The sequence below is a fragment of the Streptomyces asoensis genome, from assembly GCF_013085465.1.
GTDB classification, from domain to species: Bacteria; Actinomycetota; Actinomycetes; order Streptomycetales; family Streptomycetaceae; genus Streptomyces; species Streptomyces cacaoi_A.
In genome coordinates, this window is the sequence record NZ_CP049838.1 from 7415841 (window position 1) to 7441997 (window position 26157).

Sequence of the window (26157 nt, forward strand, 5' to 3'; positions counted from 1 at the left end):
GTCCTCCACAGACTGCCTCGCGCCGTTGTCGTACGCGAGCCGTACTCTGGGCCCCATGCAGAGCGCGTCGGACCGGCACGAGTACCCCGCCCACTGGGAGGCCGACGTGGTGCTGCGCGACGGCGGCACCGCGCGCATCCGCCCCATCACCGTCGATGACGCCGAGCGCCTGGTCAGCTTCTACGAGCAGGTTTCGGACGAGTCGAAGTACTACCGCTTCTTCGCGCCCTACCCGCGCCTGTCCGACAAGGACGTCCACCGCTTCACGCACCACGACTTTGTGGACCGGGTGGGACTCGCGGCCACGGTCGGCGGCGAGTTCATCGCCACCGTACGCTATGACCGCATTGGTGCCGACGGCATGGCCGCCTCGGCCCCTGCCGACGAGGCCGAGGTCGCGTTCCTCGTACAGGACGCCCACCAGGGCAGGGGCGTCGCCTCCGCGTTGCTCGAGCACATCGCCGCCGTGGCGCGCGAGCGTGACATCCGCCGCTTCGCGGCCGAGGTACTGCCCGCCAACAACAAGATGATCAAGGTGTTCACGGACGCCGGCTACACCCAGAAGCGCAGCTTCGAGGACGGCGTCGTACACCTGGAGTTCGGCCTCGAACCCACCGAGCGCTCCGTCGCCGTGCAGCGCGCGCGGGAACAGCGCGCCGAGGCGCACTCCGTGGGGCGGCTGCTGGCGCCCGGCTCCGTAGCCGTCGTCGGCACCGGCCGCAGCCCCGGAGGCGTCGGCCGAAGCGTGCTCGGCAACCTCCGCGAGGCGGGCTTCACCGGGCGGCTGTACGCCGTGAACAAGGCCTTCCCCGAGGACCTGAAGGAACTGGACGGGGTGCCTGCCCACCGCTCGGTGCGCGACATAGCGGAGCCCGTCGACCTCGCGGTCGTCGCCGTCCCGGCGGAGCAGGTCCCCGAGGCCGTGACCGAGTGCGGCGAGCACGGCGTGCAGGGACTCGTGGTCCTCTCCGCCGGCTACGCCGAGAGCGGCCCCGACGGGCGGGAGCGCCAGCGCGAACTCGTCCGGCACGCACGCGCGTACGGCATGCGGATCATCGGCCCCAACGCCTTCGGAGTCATCAACACCTCCCCGGAGGTGCGGCTGAACGCCTCACTGGCCCCGGAGATGCCGAGACCCGGCAGGATCGGCCTGTTCGCCCAGTCCGGCGCCATCGGCATCGCCCTGCTGTCCCGTCTCCACCGGCGTGGCGGAGGCGTCACCGGCGTCACCGGCGTGTCGACCTTCATCTCGTCCGGCAACCGCGCGGACGTCTCGGGCAACGACGTCCTCCAGTACTGGTACGACGACCCCGACACCGACGTCGCCCTCATGTACCTGGAATCCATCGGCAACCCGCGCAAGTTCACCCGCCTCGCGCGGCGCACGGCGGCCGCCAAGCCCCTGGTCGTCGTCCAGGGCGCCGGGTCCGCCCCGCAGGGGCACGCCGTACGGGCGACCCGGCTGCCCCACGCGACGGTGTCGGCGCTGCTGCGGCAGGCCGGCGTGATCCGCGTGGACACCATCACCGAACTGGTCGACGCGGGCCTGCTGCTCGCCCGTCAGCCACTGCCGACGGGCCCGCGGGTGGCGATTCTCGGCAACTCCGAGTCGCTGGGCCTGCTGACGTACGACGCCTGTCTCTCGGAAGGGCTGCGTCCGCTGCCGCCGCTGGACCTGACGACCGAGGCGTCGGCCCGGGACTTCCACGCGGCGCTGGCCCGGGCGCTGGCCGACGAGACGTGCGACGCGGTGGTCGTGACGGCGATCCCGGCGATCGGGGAGAGATCGCCCGGGGACGCGGAACTCGCGGAGGCCCTGCGGTCGGCCGCGGCGGCCGCTCCCGCCAAACCGGTGCTCGTCGTGCACGTGGAACTCGGCGGTCTCGCCATGGCGCTGTCCGCCGCGACGAGTACCGCACCGCGCGCGGAAGCGGCCCCACGCGCGCGTACCGACGTCCCCGAGGGCGAGCAGCCGGTGCCCACCGCCGTCGACGCACCCGAGGGGGCGCACCTCATCCCCGCCTATCCCGCCGCCGAACGCGCCGTCCGCGCGCTCGCGGAGGCTGTGAAGTACGCCCAGTGGCGGCGCGAGGCGGCCGACGCCGGCAAGGTGCCCGAGTACGAGGACATCGACGAGAAGGGCGCCGCCGAGCTGATCGGCGGGCTCCTCGCGCGCGGGCAGGGCCTGACCCTCGGCACCGACGAGACGTGCGAGCTGCTCGGCCGCTACGGCATCCGCACCCGCCGGGCCATCCCGGCGCCCACCCCGGACGAGGCCGCGCGGGCCGCGGCCGCCCTCGGCTACCCCGTCGCCCTCAAGGCCACCGCCCCGCACCTGCGGCACCGCGCCGACCTGGGCGGCGTACGGCTCGATGTGGCCGACGAGGAGCAACTGCGCCGGTCGTACGCCGAGTTGACCGAGCTCTTCGGCAAGCCGCAGGAGATCCGCCCGGTCGTCCAGGCGATGGCACCGCGCGGCGTCGACACGGTCGTCCGCGCGGTCATCGACCCGGCGGCCGGAGCCGTACTGTCCTTCGGGCTCGCCGGGGCCGCCTCGCAACTGCTCGGGGACATGGCGCACCGGCTGGTTCCGGTCACCGACCGCGACGCGACCTCGCTGATCCGGTCCATCCGGACCGCCCCGCTCCTCTTCGGCTGGCGCGGCTCGACGCCCGTCGACACCGCCGCCCTGGAGGAGCTGCTGCTGCGCGTGTCCCGGCTGGTCGACGACCACCCCGAGGTCGTCGCGGTCACCCTGGAGCCGGTCGTCGTCGCCCCGCACGGGCTGAGCGTCCTCGGCGCCTCCGTACGCCTCGCACCCCCGCCGGCGCGTGACGACCTCGGACCGAGGACGCTGCCGACGTACTGAGCGGACCGTCCGGGAGCGCGCCGTCGGGCGCGCGCGAGGACGCGCCGCCCGGGCAGCGGCTCGCCCCGTGGAGGCGTCCCCCGGAGCACCGACGGAGCGCGCCCCGGCCGCCGCCGACGTACCGAAGCGGGCCTCAGCGGTGCCTCGCAGTCAGTGGGTCCCCGTAGGATGGAGGGCATGGCCAAGACCAGTACGACGACCCAGGGGCTGCGCGCGGCGATCGAGCGCAGCGGCTACTACCCGGCCCTCGTGGCCGAGGCGGTGGAGGCCGCTGTGGGCGGCGAGCCGATCCGGTCGTACCTGGTCCACCAGGAGACCACGTTCGACCAGAACGAGGTGCGCCGGCACGTGACCGTGCTGGTTCTCACCGGCAACCGCTTCATCGTCAGCCACACCGACGAGCAGGCCGCCGACACCACCTCCCCGACGCCGTACGCCACGACCTCCACGGAGTCCGTGAAGATCGGCCGGATCTCGTCCGTCGTCCTCAGCCGGGTGGTCGCCAACCCGGAGTCGTACACGCCGGGCACCCTGCCGCGCGAGGTCGTGCTGACCATCGGCTGGGGCGCCGTCTCCCGTATCGACCTGGAGCCGGCCGCCTGCGGCGACCCCAACTGCGACGCCGACCACGGCTACACCGGCAGCTCGACGGCGGACGACCTCAGCCTGCGTGTGAGCGAGGCCGGCGACGGCCCGGAGACGGTCCGCCAGACGCTCGTCTTCGCGCAGTCGCTCTCCGAGGCGACAGCGGACGTCACCCGCTGATGTCGCGCTCCGTGCCCACCCCTTTCGACTCCGCGCCCTGGGACTTCCCCGAACCGCTCGCGGTCGGCTCCGCGCCCGTCCCCGAGTACGGCTCCGGCTCCCTCGCCGACCTGCTGCCCACGCTGGCGGCGGGCATGGGCGTACCCGGCACGACCGCGGCGATCCCGGAGCTGACCCCGGCCGACCGCAACTGCGTCTTCCTGATCGACGGCCTCGGCTGGGAGCAGATCAAGGACCACCGCGACGAGGCGCCGTATCTCCACGCGTTGCTCGGCAGCTCGCGCGGCGGCACCGGACGTCCGCTCACCGCCGGCTACCCGGCGACCACCGCGACCTCCCTCGCCTCCGTCGGCACCGGTCTTCCCCCGGGCGCGCACGGCCTGCCCGGCTACACGGTGCGCAACCCGGCGACCGGCGCCCTGATGAACCAGCTCCGCTGGCAGCCGTGGACGGCCCCGGGCGCCTGGCAGCCGTACCCCACCGTCTTCCAGCTCGCCCACGAGGCGGGCGTGCACGCCGCCCAGGTGTCGTCCCCCACGTTCCAGAACACCCCGCTGACCAAGGTCGCGCTCAGCGGCGGAACGTTTCACGGGCGGCTGACCGGCGAGGAGCGCATGGACTTCGCCGCCGAGCAACTCGCCGCCGGCGACCGCTCCCTCGTCTACACGTACTACGCGGAACTGGACGGCGCCGGGCACCGCTACGGCGTCGCCTCCGACACCTGGCGCGGCCAGCTCATGTACGTCGACCGGCTCGTCCAGCGCCTCGCCGAGCAGCTCCCGCAGCGCAGCACGCTCTACGTCACCGCCGACCACGGCATGGTCGACGTGCCCTTCGACGAGGAGCACCGCATCGACTTCGACGCGGACTGGGAGCTGCGCGCCGGGGTCGCCCTGCTGGGTGGTGAGGGCCGCGCCCGCCATGTCTACGCCGTACCGGGCGCCGAGAACGACGTCCTGACCTGCTGGCGCGAGGTGCTCGGCGAGCAGTTCTGGATCGCCTCGCGCGACGAGGCGATCGCCGCGGGCTGGTTCGGGCCGCAGGTCGACGATCGGGTGTACGCCCGCCTCGGCGACGTGGTCGCGGCCGCCCGGGACGACGTCCTGATCATCGCCTCCGAACGGGAGCCCAAGGAGTCGGCGATGGTCGGCAACCACGGCTCGATGACCCCTGCCGAGCAGCTGGTCCCGCTGCTCGAAGTACGCTCCTGACGCCCAGAACCGTTTCTTCCTCACCCTCACCGAAAGGCGCTCAACTCCCCATGCCCGAGCTGGTGTTCTTCTCCGGAACCATGGACTGCGGGAAGTCGACGCTGGCTCTCCAGATAGAGCACAACCGCTCCTCGCGCGGTCTCCAGGGCATGATCTTCACGCGGGACGACCGCGCGGGCGAGGGCAAGCTGTCCTCCCGCCTGGGCCTGGTCACCGACGCGGTGGAGGTCGAGGACGGTCAGGACCTCTACGCCTCCCTCGTCGACCACCTCTCGCAGGGCGGCCGTGCGGACTACGTGATCGCGGACGAGGCGCAGTTCCTGGCCGAGGAGCAGATCGACCAGCTCGCGCGCGTGGTCGACGACCTGGACATCGACGTCTACGCCTTCGGGATCACCACCGACTTCCGCTCCAAGCTGTTCCCCGGCTCCCAGCGGCTCGTCGAACTCGCCGACCGCGTCGAGGTCCTCCAGGTCGAGGCCCTGTGCTGGTGCGGCGCCCGCGCCACGCACAACGCCCGCACGGTGGGCGGTGTCATGGTCGTGGAGGGCGCCCAGGTCGTCGTCGGCGACGTAGATCAGGCGGACACGGTCGGCTACGAGGTCCTGTGCAGGCGCCACCACCGCCGCCGTATGACCTCGGCGTCGGCGCGGGCGGCGGCCCTGTCGCCGGATGTGCTGCCGGTGCAGCCGGTCTAACAGCCGGCGGCTTCAGGAACCGTCGTTCACCGAGGCGCCTGGACCACGGAGAAGCGGGCCCCCTCGAGGTCGGCCACACTCGCCACGCGCCCGTGCTCGCTGTCCTGGGCCGGCTCGAGGACCCGCCCGCCGAGATCGACGACGAGACTGAGCGCCGCGTCCGTGTCGGCCACCTCGAAGTACGTCGTCCAGTGCGGTCCCCGGTCCCGGGGCAACGCGGCGCCCACGCCGTGGATGCCGGCGACGGGGCGGCCGGCGACGTGCAGGGTCACGTGGTCGAAGTCGGCGGACACCACCGTCTCCTCGTAGCCGAAGACCGTCTCGTAGAACTTGCGGACGCTCGCGGCCTCGTAGGTCGTCAGCTCGTTCCAGGCGGGGGTGCCGGGCACGCCGGTGATGGTGGTGCCGACATGGGCCGCCGCCTGCCAGACGCCGAAGACGGCGCCGGACGGGTCGGAGCCGATGGCCAGTCGCCCGGCGTCGGAGGCGTCCAGCGGGCCGACTCCGACCGTGCCGCCGCACAGCCGGACCGTTTCGGCGGTCGTGTCCACGTCGTCCGAGGCGAAATAGGGCGTCCAGGCGACCGGGAGGTGGCGGTCCGGGGGCAGTTGACCGATCCCGGCCACCTCGCGGCCGTCGAGCAGCGCCCGCACATAGGGGCCCAGCTGCTGCGGGCCGGGCCGGAACTCCCAGCCGAACAGCTCGCCGTAGAACTCCTGCGTCGCGGTCAACCCGTGCGCCATCAGACTCACCCAGCAGGGTGTACCGGGCGCGTACCGGGCGTGTGCTGCGCCGATCGGGCCGGCCGACCCACCTGCCTCGGTCATCGTCACTCTCTCCTCGGCCCCTTGCGGTGGCCGTGTCGCTTCCGCCCTCGGAGGATGCCTGATAGGGGGTTTCTCGTTGGTTTACGTGTGGTTGTCGCCGTATGTCGATCGCCTGTACGGCATGTGCTCGATCCCGCACGCCCCGTGATCGAGCCTGTCCGGCCGAGCAGAGTAGCCGGACATGGGCGATGGGGCCACCCCGTGCGCGAGGATGGTGACCATGAACGCCATCATCACCGCATCGGAACTGGCCGGCGACCTGGCGGGGGAGAACCCGCCCGTCGTCCTCGACGTCCGCTGGCAGCTCAGCGTGGCGAAGGCGGCGGGGGAGCCGCCGTTCGACGGACGCGCCGCGTACGAGGCCGGGCACGTGCCCGGCGCGGTCTACGTCGACCTGGACCGGGAGCTCGCGGGAGCGCCGGGCGGCCGCGGCCGGCATCCGCTGCCCGACATCGCGCTGTTCGGTTCCGCGATGCGCCGGGCGGGTGTCTCGGCGGGCAGGCCGGTGGTCGTGTACGACGGCGGGCAGGGCTGGGCGGCGGCCCGCGCGTGGTGGCTGCTCCGCTGGACGGGTCACCCGGACGTGCGGGTCCTCGACGGCGGGTTGCCGTCGTGGCAGGGGGACCTCTCGGACGACGTCCCCGCGCGCGTGGAGGGCGACTTCGAGCCGGTGCCGGGCGCCACGGGACTTCTCGACGCCGACGGGGCCGCCGCTCTCGCCGGCTCCGGCGTGTTGTTCGACGCCCGCGCGGGGGAGCGGTACCGGGGCGAGGTCGAGCCGATCGACCGGGTCGGCGGCCACATTCCGGGTGCCGTCTCCGCGCCCACGAACGACAACGTGGGCCCGGACGGCCGCTTCCTGGCCGCCGAGGACCTGAGGGACCGCTTCAAGGCGCTGGGGGCGTCCGACGGCACCGGGGTCGGCGTGTACTGCGGCTCGGGCGTCTCCGGCGCCCACGAGGTGCTGGCCCTGGCGGTCGCGGGCATTCCGGCGGCCCTGTACGTCGGCTCCTGGTCGGAGTGGTCCTCGGACCCGGCCCGGCCGGTCGCCGTGGGCCCCGATCCCCGGTAGTCCCGCCGCGCGGGCACATGGGGGAGGGCCGCACCGAACAGGTGCGGCCCTCCCTCACGTATGTACTGGTGTGCCCACCGGATTCCGCGAACCGGCCGACGCCTCGGGCGAGTTGCCCGAGGGTCGGTTACTCCTGCTTCTTCCGCCGGGTGCCGAACACGATCTCGTCCCAGCTCGGCACCGCGGCCCGGCGGCCCGGACGGACGCCGTCCGCCTCGGCCTGACGGTCGGTGGCGCCGATGAGACGGTCGCGATGGCTGCCGACGGAACGCGGCATGAGGACATCCGCGTAGGCGGATCCGGCGGAGGCGGCCGGTGCCGGGGGTTCCTCGGTGACGGGCTCCTGCTCGTCGGGCTCCTCCGTCGCGGGCTCCGCCGGGCGCTCCGGGACGACCATGTCGCCACGGAAGCTCGGCACCGCCTCCAACAGACTGGTCAGCGAGTCGCGTTCCCGCTCGCCGGTGCTCTCCTCGGCCGGCTCGGACGGCTGGGCCGGCAGGCTGGGCCGGTCGAGCGCGCGGTCCAGCGGACGGTCGCGCGGCAGCCGTGCGATGCGCGGGACGAACGGAAAGCTGGGCTCGGGAGCGGCCAGGTCGTCGGACTCGCCGATCAGCGAACGTGCCTCGTCGTCGACGGCCTGGACGAGCCGCCGGGGCGGGTCGTACGTCCAGCTCGCCGAGTGCGGTTCGCCCGCGACCAGGTAGACCAGCAGAACTTCCCAGGTGCCGTCGTCGCGACGCCACGAGTCCCACTGGACGGTGTCCTTGTCGGCGCCGCGCAGCAGCAGCCGTTCCTGGACGGCCTCGCCGAGTTGGGGTCCGGCGTTCTCACCGGGCCGACGGACCGGAGTCTTCCGGGCCCGCTCGGCCATGAAGGCGCGCTCGGCCAGCACGGGGCCTTCGAAGCGGCGCACACGGTCGACAGGGATGCCGGCCATCTGGGCGACTTCTTCCGCGGTGGCCCCGGCACGTATACGCGCCTGGATGTCACGGGGGCGGAGATGGCTCTCCACCTCGATCTCGATCTGGCCGAGGCGGGGACGGTCGCCGCGGACGGCGGCGCGCAGACGCTCATCGATCGGAAGCGTGTACTCCGTGCTGTCCGCAGCCTTCAGCACCAGCCGTGTGCCGTCATTCGAGACGGCCACGACACGCAGTTCGGGCATGGGGACCTCCCGGGTGGTGCCTGCCGACGTCACGTGCGTCGCTGCTTCCGCTAGTCGAGTGTGGCCTGCCCGGGTGCAGCCTGCCACTACCTTGCCGAGTTGCCCGGCGTGTCGGGCACAGGCCCTGCGCCGTCGTTATGGCACGGTTACCTATTCGCCACGCTAAGTGACCAACACCGTCACCCTGTGCAACTAGCCCCCCTCAAGCGGTCCAGCGAGGCCCCGGACATCCTGGAGGGAGACCGGGCCCAGGGCTCGCAACAGTACTCCATTTGGGCCACGTGCGTGGATTGGCGCGCCATCCAACTTCTGTGGAGGGGTGCGAATTGACCCTCCGTGGCGGGCGTTTAGCGATCTTGGGCGTGGCGTAGTTCACGCAATCTCCCGAAAAGGAACTATCGGTTTCGTCCGTACGTCCCCTTCTCGTGCAGTTGATTGATCAAGTGCGGGAAAGGCAGGCAAGCTCCCGGTATGCGTGAAAGGCCCGAAGTCGTTGGTGAGCCGAGTGCCGGGGAGGAGGTGAAACGGAAGCGGATCGACCTGAGCGTGCCTCAGGTCGCCGGCAGCGCCGTGGCCGCGGTCGTGGCCGCGAAACTCGCCTCGTACTTCGGGGTCTACGGCACGATCCTCGGCGCGGGTCTGGTCAGTGTCGTCGCCACCTGTGGCGGATCGCTCTTCCAGCACTTCTTCAGACGCACCGGCGAGCAGTTCCGCGACACACAGGTCCGCGACGTACAGGTCCACGACGTACAGGTCCGCGACCTGGAGGTGGCTGCGAAACCGGGGGTGCGAACGCCGCCCGCGCCGGGCGAGTTCACCGAGGGCACCGTCCACCGCGCCCGGATCGGGCGCCGTAAGCGGCCGGTGGTGGCGGCCGCGCTCGTCTTCGGGGTCGCGATGGCCGGGATCACCACGTACGAGCTGGTGTCGGGCGACAGCTTCAGCGGAGACAAGGGCACGACGGTCACCGAGGCGGTCTCGGGCGGCGGTTCCTCGTCCGGTACCTCGTCCGGCTCCCCCGACGAGGACTCGACCACCCCCTCGCCGTCGCCGTCCTCGTCCTCGCCCTCCTCTCCCCCGACCGGGGAGTCGGCTCCCTCGGGCGGGGCCTCCTCCCCGGCGAGCGACAGCGGGGAGGACGCGGGCGACGGCACCGGTGACGGTACGACGGCCGGGACGGCGCCGACTCCCACGGCCACGGAGGGCGGCACGGGGGCCGACGACTCGGCGACCCCCACACCCACGGAGTCCGCTACGTCCCCAGAACCCTCCGCAAGTAGTCGTTCTGGAACAGGCGATCAGGATCCAGCCGATCCCGCAGCGCCGTGAACTCGCCGAAGCGCGGATAGACACCGGCGAAGTACTCCGCGTCCCGCGTGTGCACCTTGCCCCAGTGCGGCCGGCCCTCGTGGGCGGTGAAGATGCGCTCGGCGGCGGTGAAGTACCCCTGGTAGGGCGTGCCCTTGACCATGTGGACGGCGATGTAGGCGCTGTCGCGGCCGGAGGCGGTGGACAGGGTGATGTCGTCGGCGGGCGCGGTGCGCACCTCCACGGGGAAGCTGACCCGCAGGCCCGAGCGGTCGAGCATCGCCTTCAGCTCGCGCAGCGTCTCGGTCACCGCCTCGCGCGGGACGGCGTACTCCATCTCCACGAAGCGCACCCGGCGCGGAGACGTGAAGACCTTGTACGGGATGTCCGTGTAGGTGCGCGCGGACAGGGCCTTGCTGGACACCTGCGCGATCGTCGGGATCGTGGCGGGCACCGCCCGGCCCACCCACTGGGCCACCTGGAAGACGCCGTTGGAGAGGAACTCGTCCTCGATCCAGCTCGAGACCTGGCTCACCGGTTTGCGGGGGCCCGCGCTGCGGTTGTTGCGCTTGGTGTTGGTGCTGCCGGTGTGCGGGAACCAGTAGAACTCGAAGTGCTCGTTCTCGGCCCACAGTTCGTCGAAGTCGGCGAGGACCTTGTCGATGGGCATCGGTTCCTCCCGCGCGGTGAGCAGGAAGATCGGTTCCACGGCGAAGGTGATCGCGGTGATGATGCCGAGGGCGCCCAGGCCGATCCGGGCGGCGGCGAAGAGCGCGCGCTCCTCCTCGGTCCCCTTCTCCGAGCAGGTGAGCACCGAGCCGTCAGCCGTGACGAGCTCGAGGCCCTTGATCTGGGCGGCGATCGAGGCGGACTCGCGGCCGGTGCCGTGCGTGCCGGTGCTGGTGGCCCCGGAGACCGTCTGTTCCATGATGTCGCCCATGTTGGTGAGCGACAGGCCCTCGCGCGCGAGCGCCAGGTTGAGCCTCTTGAGCGGGGTACCGGCCTCGACCGTGACGGTCATGTTGTCGCGATCAATGTTGCGGATGCCGGTCAAGAGTTGAGGGCGGATCAACACACCGTCGGTCGCCGCGATCGACGTGAAGGAGTGGCCGGTGCCGACCGCCTTCACCTTCAGCCCGTCCTCGGCGGCCCGGCGCACGGCCTCGGCCAGTTCGTCGACGGAGGCGGGCGTGACCTCCCGCGCGGGGCGTGCGGCGACATTGCCGCCCCAGTTACGCCACGTGGCGTTCGTCCCGCTCGCTGTCCTGCTCAACGCTGCCTCCCCGACCCGGCGCCGGCCTGCTCAGCCGGCGGTACCCCAGGAAACCGACCGCGACCGCGACGGCTCCGGACACCGCCGGAACCCCGTACCCGGCCCGTGCGCCCGCCGAGTCGATGACCCAGCCGGCGATGGAGGAGCCGAGCGCGACGCCGACCGCGAGCCCGGTGCTGATCCAGGTCATGCCCTCGGTCAGTTGTGCGCGTGGTACGTGCTCTTCGATGAGGGACATCGTGGTGATCATCGTGGGAGCGATGGCCAGACCCGCAAAGAACAGCGCCACGGCCAGAAACGGCAAGTTTCCGACCAGTAGGAGGGGGATCATACTCACGCCCATCATGAACACGCCCAGCAGCCAGCGCCGTTCCGGTGCTCCCTTGAGGTGCAGCAGGCCGAACACGAGCCCGGCCACGCAGGAACCGGCCGCGTAGAGGGCCAGGACGACACTGGCGGCGCCCTTGTGGCCCTGCTCGTCGGCGAAGGCGACGGTGACCACGTCGACCGCCCCGAAGATCGTTCCGGTCGCCACGAAGGTGGCCACCAGGACCTGGAGTCCGGGCGAGCGCAGGGCCGAACCGCCGCCGCGCTGCTCGCGCGGGTGCGGCGCGGGCTCGGTGGCCCGCTGGGCCGTCAGCCAGAAGACGCCGACGGCGAGGAAGCAGGCCGCCAGCAGGGGTCCCGCCTCCGGAAACCAGGCCGTGGAGAGGCCGATGGAGATGATCGGCCCGAAGATGAAGCACACCTCGTCCACCACGGACTCGAAGGAGTACGCGGTGTGCAGTTGTGGCGTGCCCCGGTACAGGGCCGCCCAGCGGGCCCGGATCATCGCGCCGAGGCTCGGCACGGAACCGATCCCGGCGGCGCACACGAACAGCACCCAGTCCGGCCACTCGAAGTGCGCGGCCAGCAGCAACCCGGCCGCGGCGGCGAGCGCGACCAGCGTCGCGGGGCGCAGCACCCTGCGCTGACCGTGCACATCCACCAGCCGCGAGATCTGCGGCCCGAAGGCGGCGGCCGCCAGCGCGATGGTCGCCGACAGCGCACCCGCCAGCCCGTAGCGCCCCGTGAGCTGGGAGACCATCGTGACCACGCCGATGCCCATCATCGACAGCGGCATCCTGCCGAGGAACCCCGCGGCGGAGAAACCCTTGGAGCCGGGGGCGGCGAACAGGGCGCTGTACGGGCTGGGCACGGGGTCTCCGGAGGGTCCGGGCACGCGCGCGTGACGGCTCGGCGCGGCGTGAGGGAGGGCGGCTCGGCAGGGACTCGGTAAGGCGTGCGGTGAGCCCGGCAGAACCGGTAAGGCGTGAATGCAGCTCATACAGCTTACGAAGTTAGGCAACCCTAACGCATCCGGATATGGACAGCGCCCGCCCGGCACCCCGCCGTTTCCCGCCTGTCAGAGGGGGGTGGCAGGATCGACTTATGCGAGACGCGCTCGATGCCACCCCCTACGACGCCCTGCTCCTGCTCTCCTTCGGCGGACCGGAAGGCCCGGACGACGTGGTTCCGTTCCTGGAGAACGTGACGCGCGGGCGCGGCATCCCCAAGGAACGCCTCAAGGAAGTGGGCCGGCACTACTTCCTGTTCGGCGGGGTCAGCCCCATCAACGACCAGAACCGCGCCCTGCTGGACGCCCTGCGCAAGGACTTCGCCGACCACGGCCTGGACCTGCCGATCTACTGGGGCAACCGCAACTGGGCCCCGTACCTCACGGACACCCTGCGCGAGATGGTCACCGACGGCCGTCGCCGCATCCTCGTTCTCGCCACCAGCGCCTACGCCTCGTACTCCGGCTGCCGTCAGTACCGCGAGAACCTCGCCGACTCGCTGGCCACGCTGGAGGCCGAGGGACTCGAGCTGCCGACGGTCGACAAGCTCCGGCACTACTTCAACCACCCCGGCTTCCTGGAGCCCATGATCGAGGGTGTGCTGCGGTCGCTGGCCGACCTTCCCGAGGAGGTCAGGGACGGCGCGCACCTCGCCTTCTCGACCCACTCCATCCCGAACGCCTCCGCGGACACCTCCGGCCCGGTCGAGGACCACGGCGACGGCGGCGCGTACGTGAAGCAGCACCTGGACACCGCGCGGCTCATCGCCGACGCCGTCCGCGAGCGCACCGGCGTGGACCACCCCTGGCAGCTCGTCTACCAGTCCCGCTCCGGTGCCCCGCACATCCCCTGGCTGGAGCCCGACATCTGCGTCCACCTGGAGGAGCGGCACGCGGCCGCCGTCCCGGCCGTCGTGATGGCCCCCATCGGCTTCGTCTCCGACCACATGGAGGTCCTCTACGACCTCGACACGGAGGCCAAGGCCAAGGCCGAGGAACTGGGCCTGCCGGTGCGCCGCTCGGCCACCGTCGGCGCCGACCCGCGCTTCGCCGCCGCGATCCGTGAGCTCGTCCTGGAGCGCGCCGCGGCGGAGAGCGGCCTCGAGGTCACCCCGTGCGCCCTGGGGGCGCTCGGCGCGAGCCACAACCTGTGCCCGGTCGGCTGCTGCCCCGCCCGCGCCCCCAAGCCCGCCGCCGCGGGCGCCGACAGCCCCTACGCGTGAGGAACGGCGTGACCGACCCCCTGCACACGGAACTGCTCGAGCTCGCCAAGGAGGCCGCCCGCCGGGCCGGCGAGCTGCTGCGGGACGGCCGCCCGGCCGATCTCGCGGTCGCCGCCACCAAGTCGAGCCCGATCGACGTGGTCACCGAGATGGACATCGCGGCCGAGAAACTGATCACCGGCCTCATCTCCGAACACCGCCCCGACGACGGCTTCCTCGGCGAGGAGGGCGCCTCCAGCAAGGGCACCAGCGGCATCCGCTGGGTGATCGATCCCCTCGACGGCACGGTCAACTACCTCTACGGACTGCCCACCTGGGCCGTCTCCATCGCCGCCGAGCAGGACGGCGAGACCGTCGTCGGGGTCGTCGAGATCCCGATGCGCGGCGAGACGTACCACGCGGTGCGCGGCGGCGGGGCGTGGGGGAGCGGGGCCCGGGAGGGCGAGCGTGCCCTGTCCTGCCGTGCCGCGGCGCCCCTCGAGCAGGCCCTGGTCTCCACCGGCTTCAACTACGTCACCGAGGTCCGTGCCCACCAGGCCGAGGTCGCGCAGCGGCTGATCCCGCTGCTGCGGGACATCCGGCGCAGCGGCTCGGCCGCGGTCGACCTGTGCGACGTGGCCGCGGGACGCCTCGACGGCTACTACGAACGCGGGCTGCACCCCTGGGACCTCGCCGCGGGCGACCTGATCGCCCGGGAAGCGGGCGCGCTGACCGGTGGGCGGCCCGGAGAGCGCCCCGCACGTGACCTGACGGTGGCGGCCTCCCCCGGCGTCTTCGAGCCCCTCCAGCGACTCCTGGAGGACTTCGGCGCCTGGCACGACTGAGCCGCTCCCGCGCGGCCACGCGAAGGGGCCCCGGCGCTGGATTCGCCGGGGCCCCTCCGCGTACCTGCGAACTGCTCAGACGCTCGTCGCGCCGACCTCCACACCGTGCTCGGCGGCGAGGCGGCGCAGGTCGTCGAGCTCGGCCTGTTCCACCTCGACGAGGAAGTCGTCGCCCTCGTCACGAGCCCGCGTCAGGTCGGACTCGGTCGTCCTTATGCGGTGCAGAAGTCCTGCGGTGAATGCGTCCATGCTGCGCCCCCTCGTCCTGGGTCGTGGGTCGGTGGCACGGGGGTGTGCCGGTTGGGAAGGGGCGATCACGTCTGCCATAGGTGCCCAGCGCTGCCCTGCCGGGCGGCGACGGTGCCGGACACCCACGCCCGCTCTGCGGCAAACGGACCGCGGAGTACCGCATGGTGCTGCGGCACATGCAGAGCGTGATCGCGGGGTGTAAAGCCGTCCTCCCCCCGCTCCCTTCCGCGGAAACCTCAACCTCACGAGAAAATCTCGCATTCCCGGGCTTCACACCCGGCCTTCATCTTCCGCGCACCCGCCTTACCGCCGACTTATGGCCGAAAAGGGCAGGATGGAAGCCCACACTCACCAAAACCCCTGCCCGCGTGCGCTCACGGAGCGCTACGCGGGTGGACACAGGAAGGACAAGCGACGTGCGCGTACTCGTCGTCGAGGACGAGCAGCTGCTCGCCGATGCGGTGGCCACCGGACTGCGCCGGGAGGCCATGGCCGTCGACGTCGTGTACGACGGTGCGGCCGCCCTGGAGCGCATCGGCGTCAACGACTACGACGTGGTCGTCCTCGACCGGGACCTCCCCCTCGTCCACGGCGACGACGTCTGCCGCAAGATCGTCGAACTCGGCATGCCCACGCGCGTGCTGATGCTCACTGCCTCCGGTGACGTCAGCGACCGCGTCGAGGGCCTGGAGATCGGCGCCGACGACTATCTCCCCAAGCCCTTCGCCTTCAGCGAGCTGATCGCACGCGTGCGTGCCCTCGGCCGGCGCACCAGCCTGCCGCTGCCGCCCGTCCTGGAGCGGGCCGGCATCAAGCTCGACCCCAACCGCCGTGAGGTCTTCCGCGACGGCAAGGAGGTCCAGCTCGCGCCCAAGGAGTTCGCCGTCCTGGAGGTGCTGATGCGCAGCGAGGGAGCGGTGGTCTCCGCGGAGCAGCTCCTCGAGAAGGCCTGGGACGAGAACACCGACCCGTTCACCAACGTCGTACGCGTGACCGTCATGACGCTCCGCCGCAAGCTGGGCGAACCTCCGGTGATCGTCACCGTCCCCGGTTCCGGCTACCGGATCTGATCCGCCGTGGCATCGACACCCGCGCCTCCCCAGGCGCCCCCGAAGCCCACCTGGGACCCCAGGAGCCCGCAGACCCCCTTCCCCTGGCTGCGCCCGACCATCCGCATACGGCTCACGCTGCTGTACGGCGGGATGTTCCTGATCGCCGGCATCCTGCTGCTGTCGATCATCTACCTGCTCGCCGCGCAGGCCCTCCACGAGGGCGGCGGCGGCCAGTCCTTGCAGGTGCGCGGGGTCAATCTCAACGTCACCAGCGCGACCTGCCCCGCCGTGAACTCCGCGACCGGGGACGAGATCAACTCGGTGCTCAAGCAGTGCGACGCCGTCCAGCGGCAGCACGCCCTGGACGACCTCCTCAGCCGGTCCCTGCTGGCCCTCCTGGGCCTCGCCGTGATCGCCTTCGCCTTCGGTTACGCCATGGCCGGCCGGGTGCTGTCCCCGCTCGGCCGCATCACCCGGACCGCGCGCGCGGTGGCGGGCTCGGACCTGTCCCGCCGTATCGAGCTGGACGGACCGGACGACGAGCTGAAGGAGCTGGCCGACACCTTCGACGACATGCTGGAGCGCCTCCAGCGGGCCTTCACGGCCCAGCAGCGCTTCGTGGGCAACGCCTCGCACGAGCTGAGGACACCGCTGGCGATCAACCGCACGCTGCTCGAAGTGCATCTCTCCGATCCGAACGCGCCGGTGGAGCTCCAGCAGCTCGGCAAGACGCTGCTGGCCACCAACGAGCGCAGCGAACAGCTCGTCGAGGGCCTGCTGCTGCTCGCCCGCAGCGACAACCAGATCGTCGAGCGCAAGCCGGTCGACCTCGCGGAGGTCGCCGAGCAGGCCATCGACCAGGTGCACGGGGAGGCGGCGGCCAAGGGCGTGGTGATCCGCGGAGAGCAGAAACCCGCCGTCGTCCAGGGCAACGGCGTCCTGTTGGAGCGGATCGCGCTGAATCTCGTGCAGAACGCCGTACGGTACAACGTGTCCGAGGACGGCTGGGTCGAGGTGACCACCGAGGTCCAGCACGGGCAGGCGGTCCTCGTCGTGTCGAACACCGGGCCGGTGGTGCCCGCATATGAGATCGATAATCTGTTCGAGCCCTTCCGTCGCCTGCGTACGGAGCGGACGGGCAGTGACAAGGGGGTCGGGTTGGGCCTGTCCATCGTGCGGTCCGTGGCCCGGGCGCACGGCGGTCATATCGCGGCCCAGCCGCGCGAGGGGGGTGGGCTCGTGATGCGGGTCACCTTCCCCGTCTGAGATCATGTCGCCGACACACGCGGGGATGTTCGCTTTGCGCGGAATTTTCTGGGTCCCGACCTGGGTTCCCCGTGTGTGATCGATCACAAGGGCGAATTTCCGGCCATCTACTCTCCGTGATCATGAATGCCGTCGTAAAGCCCGGAAAATCCGGGTTTTCAGGGGTCCTGATCACGGGAAGTACACGGTGAGACGCCTTTGAAGTGCGGCATTCGGACCGTGTACGGTCCCGATCGCCATCCAAGCCGATCACTCGTGAGGAGTTCGGTTGGGTGTCGATTGAGTAACAGACCTTGATGTGAGGCAAAATCTCCGCCTCGAGGCGGGCACAAGTCCGGCCTCTCACGCGTTACGTGCGCTGGAGACACCGCAGACACCCAGAGGGGGAGAGGCGAAATGGCTACCGATTACGACACCCCACGCAAGACCGATGACGACGTCGACTCAGACAGTCTCGAAGAGCTGAAGGCAAGGCGGAACGACAAGTCCGCTTCCGCAGTCGACGTCGACGAATTCGAGGCCGCGGAAGGACTCGAGCTGCCCGGCGCAGACCTCTCGAACGAGGAACTGGCCGTCCGGGTGCTGCCGAAGCAGCAGGACGAGTTCACTTGCATGAGCTGCTTCCTGGTGCACCACCGCAGCCAGCTGGCCCGGGAGAAGAACGGCCAGCCGATCTGCCGCGACTGCGACTGAGGCGGGGTCGGCCGTGACTGGCTCGACCCCACCTCGGAAGCGCCGCTTCCCCCTGCGGGGAACGGACAAGGGGCCCTCCCGCGGCCCTCACGGCGTGCGTGACGACGAGCGAGGCTCATCCGGTACGGGAGCGGTCCCTGCGGGATCGGCCTCGCTCGAACCCGCGGCTGACCGGGCTGACCTCCCGGTGCCGACGCGGAGCGCCGCCCCCGTCGCCAAGCGACGGGCGGCGGTCATCCGGGACAAGGCGACGGACCTGGCCCGGGAAGGCGTCCGAAGGGGCGGGAACCGCGCCAGGGCGGGACTGGGGCACCTCGCCGACCGGATCATCGACCTCGCCCCACGGGTCCCCGTACGGGACCTCCAGACGCTGCGCGGGCAGTTCCCCGGTCTCGGGCCCGAGCAGCTCGCGGACAAGCTCGTGTCGGGCGCGGCGAACGCCACGTCCACCGTCGGCGCGGGCATCGGGGCGGCGGCGATGCTTCCCGTGCCCCCCGCGATGCCGACCGAACTGGCCGCGGAGATCACCGGGGTCGCGGCGATCGAGCTGAAACTCATCGCCGAACTCCACGAGGTCTACGGCGTGCGGCCGGCGGGCAATCTCAAGGACCGCAGTACCGCGTATCTGCGCTCGTGGTCGGGCGAACGCGGCGTCAATGTCATGAAGCCGTCCTCGATCAACTCGGCGCTCGGCGGCCAGATGAAGCGTGAGCTGCGCCAGCAGATCATGAAGCGCATGGTCCGTGACCTGCCGAACCTGATGCCCTTCATGGTGGGCGCCGCCGTCGGCGCGGTCATGAACCGGCGGGACACCAGGAGAGTGGCCGCGAAGGTCCGGGCCGACCTGCGGAAGATGCAGGTGCCGTGGGACGCGTTGCCGGAACTGCCGCCGCTGGAGAGGCCGGCGGATCCCCTGGCCATGGGGGAGATCTCCAAGAACCCCTTGAACCCCTTGGGTCCCGACGACCCCGATAACCCCGATAACCCCGGAGAAATCGGGCGCTGAGGCTCCGGCTACGCCGTCGCCTCCCGAGCCGCCTTCAGTGCCTCTGCCAGGCGCTCCGGCTCCCGCGTCGACAGGTACAGGTAGGGCGTGGGGTCGTCCGGGTCGGTGACCTCGACCCGCAGGGCCGTGGGGATGTAGGAGCGCAGCAGCAGGAAGGCCCGGGTGTCGGCCTTGTACGTGCGCCAGGCGCGCGCCTCGTCCGCGTCCAGGATCTCCGCCTCGCCCAGGGCCGCGACCGGGATCTTCGCCTCGCCCGCGATCAGCGAGTCGCCCACGACGCGGATGCGGAGAGAACCGTAGGAGCTGGCCACGACCGCCGCCGCCGCGGTGCCGCCGACCAGACCGCCGAGCAACGGCAGGGTGCCGAAGGGCAGCAGGATCAGGGCCATGGAGACACCCACGAGGAACGAGACGAACCACCACGATCGAGGGGCGGTCAGGCGTTCTTCGTACGGGGTGGTCGAGAGCTGCATGGAGCCAAGCTTGGCACGGTGTCCTGATAGGGCGGACGCGCGGGTAAGGTCTGCGGCTGTGAGTGGTACTTCCGCAGCTCTTGAGCCTCCGGCCGATGCCGTGAAACCCGTCCGGCACCCCGACGCTCCCGTGCCCGGCGAGCTTCTCGGCGCCCACTACGAACACTGTTTCGGATGTGGCGGCGAGCAGAAGCATGGGCTGCATCTGGAGGCGCGGGCCGGCGAGGGGGTGACCGTCACCGCCGAATTCACCGTGCAGCCCGCCCACCAGGGCGCGCCCGGCCTCGCGCACGGCGGCATCCTGGCCACCGCCCTCGACGAGACGCTCGGCTCGCTGAACTGGCTGCTGCGGACGATCGCCGTGACCGGACGGCTGGAGACCGACTTCGTACGGCCCGTGCCCGTAGGTACCACGCTGTACCTGGAGGCCGAGGTGACGGCGGTCGCCCGGCGCAAGATCTACTCGAGCGCCACCGGGCGGATCGGCGGCCCCGACGGGCCGCTCGCCGTCCGTGCCGACGCGCTCTTCGTCGAGGTCGCGGTCGAGCACTTCGTGAGCCACGGCCGTGAGACGGAGATCCAGGCCGCCATGAGCGACCCGGACCAGATCAGGCGCACCCGCGCCTTCGAGGTGAACCCGTGAGCCGCGACCCCCTGAACGTTCTGATCCGGCGCGTCGACCCCGACGTACCGCTTCCGACGTACGAGCACCCGGGTGACGCCGGAGCCGATCTGCGCACCACACACAGCCATGAACTCGCGCCGGGGGAGCGGGCCGTGCTGCCCACGGGGGTGTCCATCGCCCTGCCCGAGGGGTACGCGGCCTTCGTGCACCCGCGCTCGGGGCTGGCCGCCCGGTGCGGCGTCGCCCTCGTGAATGCCCCGGGGACGGTTGATGCCGGGTACCGTGGGGAGATCAAGGTGATCGTGGTGAATCTCGACCCGCGCGAGTCCGTGCGGTTCGAGCGCTTCGACCGGATTGCCCAACTGGTCGTCCAGCAGGTCGAGAGGGTCCGCTTCCAGGAGGTGGCGGAGCTTCCCGAATCGGCGCGGGCCGCAGGGGGCTTCGGGTCCACCGGCGGGCATGCCGCCGTGGGCGGTGAAAGCGGTACAAGCGCCTCGGCCGCCGAGGGCGGCGCGACGGGTGGGAATCGATACGCTTCGGTCGTATCCGACCGGGAAGGACAGTGACGTGTTCGGACGTCGCAAGAAGAAGGGTGCCGCCGAGGACGCGGCCGGCGAGGCCGAGCAGGTCGTCGACAGTGTCGACGCTGAGGCGGACGACGTAGAGGGCGAGCGCGAGCGGGTGCGGCTCGAGCCCGAGCCGCGGCCCGACGGGCCCTGGGACGACTCGGAGGTGCGCGACCCGGCCGAGGGCCGTGTGGACCTCGGCGGGATCTTCGTGCCCGGGGTCGACGGCATGGAGCTGCGGGTGGAGGTCGCCGGTGACGCGATCGTCGCGGCGACCGTCGTACTGCGCGACAGCGCCATCCAGCTCCAGGCCTTCGCCGCTCCCAAGCGCGAGGGCATCTGGGGCGAGGTGCGCGAGGAGATCGGCTCCGGCATCACTCAGCAGGGTGGCATCGTCGACGAGGTCGAAGGCCCGCTGGGCTGGGAGCTGCGGGCTCAGGTGCCGGTGCAGCTGCCCGACGGCACGGGTGGTTTCCACGTCGTGCGGTTCGTCGGTGTGGACGGTCCCCGCTGGTTCCTGCGCGGGGTGATCTCGGGCCAGGGCGCGGTGCAGCCGCAGGCGGCCGGTCTGCTCGAGCAGATCTTCCGGGACACCGTCGTGGTCCGCGGTGAGGGCCCGATGGCGCCCCGCGACCCGATCGTCCTCAAGCTGCCGAACGACGCGCAGATGGTCCCCGAGGGCGTCCAGCAGCAGGACGAGAGCTCCCGCTTCTCCGGCGGCATGGGCCAGCTTCAGCGCGGACCGGAGATCACCGAGGTCCGCTAGTCCACGACGGCAGACCGTACGGCTGAAAGGGCCGCACCCCGGACGGGGTGCGGCCCTTTGTCGTGTTCGCGTCTCGCGTGCTTCTCGTGTGTGAACCCTTGACGGCTTATTGGTCTGGACCTACGGTCTCCGCTCAACGCCTGAGTTCATAAGGGCGCTCTGTGTTCACATACGCGAACGAGAACGGAGCTGCTGTGCGTCGAACCGCATTCCTTGTGACCGTCACCGCCCTGATCGTGGGCGCTCTCGCCTCCCCGAACGTCCCCCGGGCTCAAGCCGCCCCCACCACCTTCGCCCACCCCGGGGTCACCGTCTCCCGGGCGCAACTGGACTTCGTCCGGGGCAAGGTCGACTCCGCGGCCCAGCCCTGGAAGGGAGCCTTCGACCAGCTTCTGGCGAGCAAGTACGCCAGTCTGAGCCGCACTCCCAAGCCCCGCGCCGTGGTCGAGTGCGGGTCCTACTCCAACCCGAACTACGGCTGCACGGACGAGCGGGAGGACGCGCTCGCGGCGTACACCGACGCCCTCGCCTGGTACATCACGCGGGACGAGCGGTACGCCAAGAAGGCCATCGAGCTGATGGACGCCTGGTCGGCCGTCGTCAAGGACCACACCAACAGCAACGCGCCCCTCCAGACCGGCTGGGCCGGCTCGTCCTGGCCCAGGGCCGCCGAGATCATCAAGTACACGTACACCGGCGGCTGGGCCAACTCCGGCCGCTTCGCGACCATGCTGCGGGACGTCTACCTGCCCGAGGTCATCAACGGCTCCAACTCCAACGGCAACTGGGAGCTGTCCATGACGGAGGCCGCGATCGGCATCTCCGTCTTCCTCGAGGACAGGACGTCGTACGACAAGGCCATGGCGAAATTCCGCACCCGCACGGCCGCCTACGTCTACCTGGCCTCCGACGGCGAGCTGCCGAGGACCGTGCCGAGCCAGAACCTGAACACCCGGGACAAGATCGTCGCCTACTGGCAGGGGCAGGGCACCTTCGTCACCGGGCTGACCCAGGAGACCTGCCGCGACCTCACCCACACCGGGTACGGCATCTCCGCGATCTCGCACGTCGCCGAGACCAGCCGGATCCAGGGGCAGGACCTGTACGGCACCGATGTCGGCGAGCGGCTGCGGCAGGCCCTCGGCTTCCAGGCCAAGTACCAGCTCGGCACGGCCGTCCCGAGCTGGCTGTGCGGGGGCTCTTTGAACCAGGATCTCGGATCGGTCACCGAGGTCGGTTACAACGCGCTGCACAACCGTCTGGGCATCGCGATGACCAACACCCAGACGCTGACCCTTCAGAACCGCCCGGCCGGCACCAACAACCTCTTCGTCGCCTGGGAGACGCTCACCCACGGGGACAATCCCGCGTGACCCGGTGTCCGTGACCCGATGTGCGTGAACCGATCCGGGGGGCTCGTCCGATGAAGGGGTGAGGGGCGCCGGTGCTCGTCTCGCCGCGTCAGGGTTGCGTCAAAGGCGCCCCTCACCCTTCAGCTCGTCCCTTATGTCGGAACTGTTGGCCGTAAGGTCGACGCTGCGTACGCAGGAGTCACGGGAAGACAATGAGGCCATGGCACGCGGAAAGCTTCGGATCTACCTCGGTGCGGCACCGGGCGTGGGCAAGACGTACGCGATGCTGTCCGAGGCGCACCGCAGGGTGGAGCGCGGCACGGACTGCGTGGTGGCGTTCGTCGAGCACCACGGGCGCCAGCGCACCGAGGTGATGCTGCACGGCCTCGAGCAGGTCCCGCGCCGGGAACTGGAGTACCGGGGCGGCGTCTTCACCGAGATGGACGTGGACGCGGTCCTCGCCCGCGCCCCGCGGGTCGCCCTGGTGGACGAACTCGCCCACACCAACGTCCCGGGCTCGCGCAACGCCAAGCGCTGGCAGGACGTGCAGGAACTGCTCGCCGCCGGCGTCGACGTGGTCTCGACCGTGAACATCCAGCACCTGGAGTCCCTCGGCGACGTCGTGGAGTCGATCACGGGGGTACGGCAGCAGGAGACCGTGCCCGACGAGTTCGTCCGGCGCGCCGACCAGATCGAGCTCGTGGACATGTCACCGCAGGCGCTGCGGCGGCGGATGGCGCACGGGAACATCTACAAGCCGGACAAGGTCGACGCCGCCCTGTCCAACTACTTCCGGCCCGGAAACCTCACCGCCCTGCGGGAGCTGGCCCTGCTGTGGGTGGCCGACCGGGTCGACGAGTACCTGAAGCAGTACCGCAGCGAGCACCACGTGTCGGCGATCTGGGGTTCGCGCGAGCGGATCGTGGTCGGGCTGACCGGCGGTCCGGAGGGACGCACCCTGATCCGGCGGGCGGCCCGGCTGGCGGAGAAGGGTGCCGGCGGGGAGGTGCTCGCCGTGTACATCGCGCGCAGCGACGGGCTGACCTCCGCCTCGCCCAAGGAACTGGCGGTCCAGCGCACCCTCGTGGAGGACCTGGGCGGCACCTTCCACCATGTGGTCGGCGACGACATTCCGGCCGCGCTGCTCGACTTCGCCCGCGGGGTCAACGCCACGCAGATCGTGCTCGGCTCCTCGCGCCGCAAGGCCTGGCAGTACGTCTTCGGGCCCGGGGTCGGCGCGACGGTCGCCCGGGAGTCGGGGTCCGACCTCGACGTGCACATCGTCACCCACGACGAGGTCGCCAAGGGGCGCGGGCTGCCGGTGGCCAGGGGCGCCCGGCTCGGGCGGGCCCGGATCATCTGGGGGTGGCTGGTCGGTGTGGTGGGTCCGGTGCTGCTGGCGCTGCTGCTGAACACCGTCCACCTCGGCCTCGCCAACGACATGCTGCTGTTCCTGGCCGTGACGGTGGCGGCGGCGCTGCTCGGCGGGCTGCTGCCGGCCCTGGCCTCGGCGGCGGTGGGCTCACTGCTGCTGAACTACTTCTACACACCGCCCCTGCACCGATGGACGATCGCCGACCCGAAGAACATCGTCGCCATCGTGATCTTCGTCGGGGTGGGGGTGTCGGTGGCCTCGGTGGTGGACCTGGCGGCCCGGCGGACGCACCAGGCGGCCCGGTTGCGGGCCGAGTCGGAGATCCTGTCCTACCTGGCGGGCAACGTACTGCGGGGCGAGACCAGCCTGGAGGCGCTGCTGGAGCGGGTGCGCGAGACCTTCGGGATGGAGTCGGCGGCACTGCTGGAGCGGGCGGACGACAGGGCGCCGTGGACCCGCGCGGGCCATGTCGGGTTCGGACGACCGGTCGAGCGGCCCGAGGACGCGGACGTGGACGTGCCGGTCGGCGACCACCTGGCGCTGGCGCTCACCGGGCGGGTGCTGCCCGCGGAGGACCGGCGGGTGCTGGCCGCGTTCGCCGCGCAGGCGGTCGTCGTACTGGACCGGCGGCGCCTCCAGGAGGAGGCCGACCAGGCCCGAGCGCTGGCCGAGGGCAATCGCATCCGCACGGCCCTGCTGGCCGCCGTGAGTCACGACCTGCGGACCCCGCTGGCCGGGATCAAGGCGGCGGTGTCGAGCCTCAGGTCCGACGACGTGGCCTGGTCCGAGGAGGACCAGGCGGAGCTGCTGGAGGGCATCGAGGAGGGCGCGGACCGCCTCGACCACCTGGTGGGCAACCTGCTGGACATGTCCCGCCTCCAGACCGGTACGGTCACGCCGATCATCCGGGAGATCGACCTGGACGAGGTGGTGCCGATGGCGCTCGGCGGGGTGCCCGATCCGGCGGTGAGCGTGGAGCTGGACATCCCGGAGTCGCTGCCCATGGTCGCCGTGGACGCCGGGCTGCTGGAGCGGTCGGTCGCCAACCTCGTGGAGAACGCGGTCAAGTACAGTCCGGGCGGCGAGCCCGTGCTGGTCTCGGCGAGCGCGATGTCCGACCGGGTCGAGGTACGGGTCGTGGACCGCGGGCCGGGCGTTCCCGACGAGGCCAAGGAGCGGATATTCGCCCCCTTCCAGCGCTACGGCGACGCCCCGCGCGGGGCCGGGGTGGGGCTGGGTCTCGCGGTCGCGCGTGGTTTCGCCGAGGCCATGGGCGGCACCCTCAACGCCGAGGACACCCCCGGCGGCGGCCTCACCATGGTCCTCACCGTCCGCGCGGCGGGACCGCGCCTCGAGCCGCAGGCCGCACAACCTGCACAACCCGAAAGGCACGCCTCATGCTGAGCCCGGCCGAGGGGACGCCCCAGGCCCCCACGAGAGTGCTCGTGATCGACGACGAGCCGCAGATCGTCCGCGCCCTCGTGATCAACCTCAAGGCCCGCAGGTACGAGGTCGACGCGGCCCACGACGGCGCCACCGCCCTCCGGCTCGCCGCCGCCCGCCACCCGGACGTGATCGTCCTCGACCTGGGGCTGCCGGACATGGACGGCGTCGAGGTGATCAAGGGACTGCGCGGCTGGACCAGGGTGCCGATCCTGGTGCTGTCCGCCCGGCACTCCTCGGACGAGAAGGTCGAGGCGCTCGACGCGGGCGCCGACGACTACGTCACCAAGCCGTTCGGCATGGACGAGCTGCTGGCCCGGCTGCGAGCCGCAGTCCGCCGGGCGGAACCCGCCGGGGGAGGCGAGGACGAGGTCCTGGTGGAGACCGACGAGTTCACCGTCGACCTGGCCGCGAAGAAGGTCAACCGGGCCGGGAAGGACGTACGGCTGACCCCCACGGAGTGGCATCTGCTGGAGGTGCTGGTGCGCAACACCGGCCGGCTGGTCAGCCAGAAACAGCTGCTCCAGGAGGTGTGGGGGCCGTCGTACGGCACGGAGACCAACTACCTGCGGGTGTACATGGCGCAGCTCAGACGCAAGCTCGAGGCGGATCCCTCGCATCCCAAGCACTTCGTCACGGAACCCGGGATGGGCTACCGGTTCGAGCGCTAGTGCGACGGGTGGGGCGGCGGCTACGGCTCTGTGGGTGTGCCCCGGTACC

General features: G+C 71.3%; 24 protein-coding genes. 18 read left to right on the forward strand and 6 right to left on the reverse strand.

Annotation, left to right across the window (positions count from 1 at the left end):
- The first annotated feature begins 55 nt into the window (after positions 1 to 55).
- The 4 genes from G9272_RS33355 to G9272_RS33370 all read left to right on the forward strand — a co-directional run bounded on the left by G9272_RS33355 (position 56) and on the right by G9272_RS33370 (position 5543).
- On the forward strand, positions 56 to 2869 hold the full coding sequence (locus tag G9272_RS33355) for a bifunctional acetate--CoA ligase family protein/GNAT family N-acetyltransferase (protein ID WP_171399954.1): 2814 nt from the start codon (positions 56 to 58) through the stop codon (positions 2867 to 2869).
- A 168-nt stretch (positions 2870 to 3037) separates the two neighbouring features.
- Complete coding sequence (locus G9272_RS33360) at positions 3038 to 3634, forward strand: DUF5998 family protein (RefSeq protein ID WP_171402276.1); 597 nt, start codon at positions 3038 to 3040, stop codon at positions 3632 to 3634.
- Positions 3634 to 4845, forward strand: a complete 1212-nt coding sequence (locus G9272_RS33365; RefSeq protein ID WP_171399955.1) for an alkaline phosphatase family protein — start codon at positions 3634 to 3636, stop codon at positions 4843 to 4845. Before G9272_RS33360 ends, G9272_RS33365 begins: the two co-directional genes overlap by 1 nt.
- A 50-nt stretch (positions 4846 to 4895) precedes the next feature.
- Complete coding sequence (locus tag G9272_RS33370; protein ID WP_020125121.1) at positions 4896 to 5543, forward strand: thymidine kinase; 648 nt, start codon at positions 4896 to 4898, stop codon at positions 5541 to 5543.
- Positions 5544 to 5569: 26 nt separating this feature from the next.
- Here G9272_RS33370 and G9272_RS33375 read toward each other — a convergent pair whose 3' ends face one another.
- On the reverse strand, positions 5570 to 6370 hold the full coding sequence (locus G9272_RS33375) for a VOC family protein (protein ID WP_171399956.1): 801 nt from the start codon (positions 6368 to 6370) through the stop codon (positions 5570 to 5572).
- A gap of 220 nt (positions 6371 to 6590) precedes the next feature.
- Here G9272_RS33375 and G9272_RS33380 point away from each other — a divergent pair, with 220 nt between their 5' ends.
- Positions 6591 to 7442: a sulfurtransferase gene (locus G9272_RS33380; RefSeq protein WP_171399957.1), complete on the forward strand. Its 852-nt coding sequence runs from the start codon at positions 6591 to 6593 to the stop codon at positions 7440 to 7442.
- A 127-nt stretch (positions 7443 to 7569) separates the two neighbouring features.
- Here G9272_RS33380 and sepH read toward each other — a convergent pair whose 3' ends face one another.
- Positions 7570 to 8607, reverse strand: coding sequence for a septation protein SepH (sepH, locus tag G9272_RS33385; protein ID WP_171399958.1), 1038 nt, complete (start codon positions 8605 to 8607; stop codon positions 7570 to 7572).
- 519 nt (positions 8608 to 9126) lie between these two features.
- Between sepH and G9272_RS33390 the strand changes: the two genes are divergently transcribed.
- The gene (locus G9272_RS33390; RefSeq protein WP_437184328.1) at positions 9127 to 9936 is read left to right on the forward strand and encodes a hypothetical protein; all 810 of its coding nucleotides are present in this window, start codon (positions 9127 to 9129) and stop codon (positions 9934 to 9936) included.
- Here G9272_RS33390 and G9272_RS33395 read toward each other — a convergent pair.
- A complete protein-coding gene (locus tag G9272_RS33395; protein ID WP_171399960.1) occupies positions 9860 to 11188 on the reverse strand; it encodes a D-arabinono-1,4-lactone oxidase in 1329 nt (442 codons plus the stop codon). The genes G9272_RS33390 and G9272_RS33395 overlap by 77 nt on opposite strands.
- Positions 11148 to 12386: an MFS transporter gene (locus G9272_RS33400; protein ID WP_171399961.1), complete on the reverse strand. Its 1239-nt coding sequence runs from the start codon at positions 12384 to 12386 to the stop codon at positions 11148 to 11150. The genes G9272_RS33395 and G9272_RS33400 overlap by 41 nt, the downstream gene beginning before the upstream one ends.
- 233 nt (positions 12387 to 12619) lie before the next feature.
- Between G9272_RS33400 and G9272_RS33405 the strand changes: the two genes are divergently transcribed.
- Positions 12620 to 13747: a ferrochelatase gene (locus G9272_RS33405; protein WP_171399962.1), complete on the forward strand. Its 1128-nt coding sequence runs from the start codon at positions 12620 to 12622 to the stop codon at positions 13745 to 13747.
- Positions 13748 to 13755: 8 nt separating this feature from the next.
- On the forward strand, positions 13756 to 14571 hold the full coding sequence (locus G9272_RS33410) for an inositol monophosphatase family protein (protein ID WP_171399963.1): 816 nt from the start codon (positions 13756 to 13758) through the stop codon (positions 14569 to 14571).
- 75 nt (positions 14572 to 14646) lie between these two features.
- On the opposite strand, the gene G9272_RS33415 is transcribed toward G9272_RS33410, so the two are convergent.
- A complete protein-coding gene (locus G9272_RS33415) occupies positions 14647 to 14820 on the reverse strand; it encodes a hypothetical protein (protein WP_171399964.1) in 174 nt (57 codons plus the stop codon).
- Positions 14821 to 15236: 416 nt separating this feature from the next.
- Between G9272_RS33415 and G9272_RS33420 the strand changes: the two genes are divergently transcribed.
- The 4 genes from G9272_RS33420 to G9272_RS33435 all read left to right on the forward strand — a co-directional run bounded on the left by G9272_RS33420 (position 15237) and on the right by G9272_RS33435 (position 18837).
- Complete coding sequence (locus tag G9272_RS33420; RefSeq protein WP_020125132.1) at positions 15237 to 15890, forward strand: response regulator transcription factor; 654 nt, start codon at positions 15237 to 15239, stop codon at positions 15888 to 15890.
- 6 nt (positions 15891 to 15896) lie between these two features.
- Positions 15897 to 17138, forward strand: a complete 1242-nt coding sequence (locus G9272_RS33425; RefSeq protein ID WP_171399965.1) for a sensor histidine kinase — start codon at positions 15897 to 15899, stop codon at positions 17136 to 17138.
- A gap of 396 nt (positions 17139 to 17534) precedes the next feature.
- The gene (locus G9272_RS33430; RefSeq protein WP_003993510.1) at positions 17535 to 17831 is read left to right on the forward strand and encodes a DUF4193 domain-containing protein; all 297 of its coding nucleotides are present in this window, start codon (positions 17535 to 17537) and stop codon (positions 17829 to 17831) included.
- 13 nt (positions 17832 to 17844) lie between these two features.
- Complete coding sequence (locus G9272_RS33435; protein WP_171399966.1) at positions 17845 to 18837, forward strand: hypothetical protein; 993 nt, start codon at positions 17845 to 17847, stop codon at positions 18835 to 18837.
- A gap of 8 nt (positions 18838 to 18845) precedes the next feature.
- On the opposite strand, the gene G9272_RS33440 is transcribed toward G9272_RS33435, so the two are convergent.
- On the reverse strand, positions 18846 to 19310 hold the full coding sequence (locus G9272_RS33440) for a DUF3093 domain-containing protein (RefSeq protein ID WP_171399967.1): 465 nt from the start codon (positions 19308 to 19310) through the stop codon (positions 18846 to 18848).
- Between the two features lie 58 nt (positions 19311 to 19368).
- On the opposite strand from G9272_RS33440, the gene G9272_RS33445 reads away from it, so the two are divergent.
- The 6 genes from G9272_RS33445 to G9272_RS33470 all read left to right on the forward strand — a co-directional run bounded on the left by G9272_RS33445 (position 19369) and on the right by G9272_RS33470 (position 26108).
- Positions 19369 to 19953 carry a PaaI family thioesterase gene (locus G9272_RS33445; RefSeq protein WP_171399968.1) on the forward strand — a complete coding sequence of 195 codons (585 nt, stop codon included), beginning with the start codon at positions 19369 to 19371 and terminating at the stop codon, positions 19951 to 19953.
- A complete protein-coding gene (dut, locus tag G9272_RS33450; protein WP_171399969.1) occupies positions 19950 to 20501 on the forward strand; it encodes a dUTP diphosphatase in 552 nt (183 codons plus the stop codon). Before G9272_RS33445 ends, dut begins: the two co-directional genes overlap by 4 nt.
- Position 20502: 1 nt before the next feature.
- Positions 20503 to 21267, forward strand: coding sequence for a DUF3710 domain-containing protein (locus tag G9272_RS33455; RefSeq protein ID WP_171399970.1), 765 nt, complete (start codon positions 20503 to 20505; stop codon positions 21265 to 21267).
- Between the two features lie 194 nt (positions 21268 to 21461).
- On the forward strand, positions 21462 to 22640 hold the full coding sequence (locus G9272_RS33460) for an alginate lyase family protein (RefSeq protein WP_171399971.1): 1179 nt from the start codon (positions 21462 to 21464) through the stop codon (positions 22638 to 22640).
- Between the two features lie 199 nt (positions 22641 to 22839).
- Entirely contained in the window at positions 22840 to 25398 is a 2559-nt protein-coding gene (locus tag G9272_RS33465; protein WP_171399972.1) for an ATP-binding protein, read from the forward strand.
- Entirely contained in the window at positions 25392 to 26108 is a 717-nt protein-coding gene (locus G9272_RS33470) for a response regulator (protein WP_171399973.1), read from the forward strand. Before G9272_RS33465 ends, G9272_RS33470 begins: the two co-directional genes overlap by 7 nt.
- The last annotated feature ends 49 nt before the right edge of the window (positions 26109 to 26157 follow it).